Origin of the sequence: Neptunomonas sp. XY-337, from assembly GCF_004959845.1 — a bacterium.
Classification (GTDB): Bacteria; Pseudomonadota; Gammaproteobacteria; order Pseudomonadales; family Balneatricaceae; genus Neptunomonas; species Neptunomonas marina.
Genome location: NZ_SPLL01000013.1, coordinates 1 through 3,238, shown reverse-complemented (window position 1 = coordinate 3,238; position 3,238 = coordinate 1). Strand labels below are relative to the sequence as shown.

Genomic DNA, 3,238 nt, shown 5'->3' with positions numbered 1-3,238 from the left:
AACGCTCTTTAACAATGTGGATTTGATGAAATAAGTCTTGTTTTTAACAAGTGCCAATTTATGGTGATTTTATCGTTACGAACAGAGTCTCTTGAACAGACGCCTTCGGGTTATATGGTCAAGTGACAAAGCGTGCACGGTGGATGCCTTGGCAGTCAGAGGCGATGAAGGACGTTGTAACCTGCGATAAGGTTCGGGGAGCTGGTAAACGAGCTTTGATCCGGACATTTCCGAATGGGGAAACCCACTCAATTTATTGAGTATCTTTAGACTGAATACATAGGTCTTTAGAGGCGAACCCGGGGAACTGAAACATCTAAGTACCCGGAGGAAAAGAAATCAACCGAGATTCCCTAAGTAGCGGCGAGCGAACGGGGAGCAGCCCTTAAGCTGTGTTGTAGTTAGAAGAACACTCTGGAAAGTGTGGCCATAGTGGGTGATAGCCCCGTATTTAAAAACTTATACACAGTGAAATCGAGTAGGACGGGACACGTGATATCCTGTCTGAACATGGGGGGACCATCCTCCAAGGCTAAATACTCCTGACTGACCGATAGTGAACCAGTACCGTGAGGGAAAGGCGAAAAGAACCCCTGTGAGGGGAGTGAAATAGAACCTGAAACCGTGTACGTACAAGCAGTGGGAGCCGTTTTCGGACGGTGACTGCGTACCTTTTGTATAATGGGTCAGCGACTTAATTTCAGTAGCAAGCTTAACCGTTTAGGGGAGGCGTAGGGAAACCGAGTCTTAATAGGGCGTTTAGTTGCTGGGATTAGACCCGAAACCGGGCGATCTATCCATGGGCAGGTTGAAGGTTGAGTAACATCAACTGGAGGACCGAACCGACTGTCGTTGAAAAGCCAGCGGATGACCTGTGGATCGGAGTGAAAGGCTAATCAAGCCCGGAGATAGCTGGTTCTCCTCGAAAACTATTTAGGTAGTGCCTCATGTCTCACCATTGGGGGTAGAGCACTGTTTCGGCTAGGGGGTCATCCCGACTTACCAACCCGATGCAAACTCCGAATACCAATGAGTGCAATCATGGGAGACACACGGCGGGTGCTAACGTCCGTCGTGAAAAGGGAAACAACCCAGACCGCCAGCTAAGGTCCCAAAGTTCTAGTTAAGTGGGAAACGATGTGGGAAGGCTTAGACAGCTAGGAGGTTGGCTTAGAAGCAGCCACCCTTTAAAGAAAGCGTAATAGCTCACTAGTCGAGTCGGCCTGCGCGGAAGATATAACGGGGCTAAAACTAGACACCGAAGCTGCGGATGCCATTTATGGCATGGTAGAGGAGCGTTCTGTAAGCCGTTGAAGCGGAAGCTGTAAGGCACCGTGGAGGTATCAGAAGTGCGAATGCTGACATGAGTAACGATAATGGGGGTGAAAAACCCCCACGCCGGAAGACCAAGGGTTCCTGTCCAACGCTATTCGAGGCAGGGTGAGTCGGCCCCTAAGGCGAGGCAGAGATGCGTAGTCGATGGGAAACAGGTTAATATTCCTGTACTTATAATCATTGCGATGGAGGGACGGAGAAGGCTAGGCCATCAGGGCGTTGGTTGTCCCTGTTTAAGGCAGTAGGCTGAGATTTTAGGTAAATCCGGAATCTCTTAAGGCTGAGAGCTGATGACGATGTCCCATGTGGACAGAAGTGGTTGATGCCATGCTTCCAGGAAAAGCTTCTAAGCTTCAGATGATTATGAACCGTACCCCAAACCGACACAGGTGGTCAGGTAGAGAATACCAAGGCGCTTGAGAGAACTCGGGTGAAGGAACTAGGCAAAATGGTGCCGTAACTTCGGGAGAAGGCACGCCGCTGACGGTGATGGAATTTACTTCCTAAGCTGTTGGTGGTCGAAGATACCAGGTGGCTGCGACTGTTTATTAAAAACATAGCACTCTGCAAACACGAAAGTGGACGTATAGGGTGTGACGCCTGCCCGGTGCCGGAAGGTTAATTGATGGGGTTAGCTTAGGCGAAGCTCTTGATCGAAGCCCCGGTAAACGGCGGCCGTAACTATAACGGTCCTAAGGTAGCGAAATTCCTTGTCGGGTAAGTTCCGACCTGCACGAATGGCGTAACGATGGCCACACTGTCTCCACCCGAGACTCAGTGAAATTGAACTCGCTGTGAAGATGCAGCGTACCCGCGGCTAGACGGAAAGACCCCGTGAACCTTTACTATAGCTTCACAGTGGACTTTGACATTACTTGTGTAGGATAGCTGGGAGGCTTTGAAGTGTGTACGCCAGTATGCATGGAGCCAATCTTGAAATACCAGCCTGGTAATGTTGAGGTTCTAACTCAGTTCCCTTATCGGGATCGAGGACATTGTGTGGTGGGTAGTTTGACTGGGGCGGTCTCCTCCCAAAGAGTAACGGAGGAGCACGAAGGTACCCTCAGGCTGGTCGGAAATCAGCCAATGAGTGCAAGCGCATAAGGGTGCTTAACTGCGAGACAGACACGTCGAGCAGGTACGAAAGTAGGTGCTAGTGATCCGGTGGTTCTGTATGGAAGGGCCATCGCTCAACGGATAAAAGGTACTCCGGGGATAACAGGCTGATTCCTCCCAAGAGTTCACATCGACGGGGGAGTTTGGCACCTCGATGTCGGCTCATCACATCCTGGGGCTGAAGCCGGTCCCAAGGGTATGGCTGTTCGCCATTTAAAGTGGTACGCGAGCTGGGTTTAGAACGTCGTGAGACAGTTCGGTCCCTATCTGCCGTGGGCGTTTGAGATTTGAGAAGAGTTGCTCCTAGTACGAGAGGACCGGAGTGAACGAACCTCTGGTGTTCCGGTTGTCATGCCAATGGCATTGCCGGGTAGCTACGTTCGGACGGGATAACCGCTGAAAGCATCTAAGCGGGAAGCCCCCTTCAAGATGAGATCTCGCTGGACCTTTAAGGTCCCTAAAGAGCCGTTCAAGACTAGGACGTTGATAGGCTGGGTGTGGAAGCGTTGTGAGGCGTTGAGCTAACCAGTACTAATTGCTCGTGAGGCTTGACCATATAACGCCAAAGGCGTGTGTGAGAGACCTGTTGATAAAATCACTGTGTGCTTGTTGGAAGTAAGACGAATTTAGATCATCAAATCTGTATTGTTTAACAGTTTATGTTTGGCGACCATAGCGAGTTGGACCCACCTGATCCCATCCCGAACTCAGAAGTGAAACGATTTAGCGCCGATGGTAGTGTGGGGTTTCCCCATGTGAGAGTAGGACATCGCCAAGCTTTTAATTA

At 50.4% G+C, this 3,238-nt stretch carries 2 rRNA genes; both read left to right on the top strand.

Annotated elements, in window-relative coordinates:
• Positions 1-116 precede the first annotated feature (116 nt).
• A 23S ribosomal RNA gene (locus E4L36_RS17745) occupies positions 117-3,007 on the top strand.
• A 106-nt stretch (positions 3,008-3,113) separates the two neighbouring features.
• Positions 3,114-3,229, top strand: a 5S ribosomal RNA gene (gene rrf / locus E4L36_RS17740).
• Positions 3,230-3,238 lie beyond the last annotated feature (9 nt).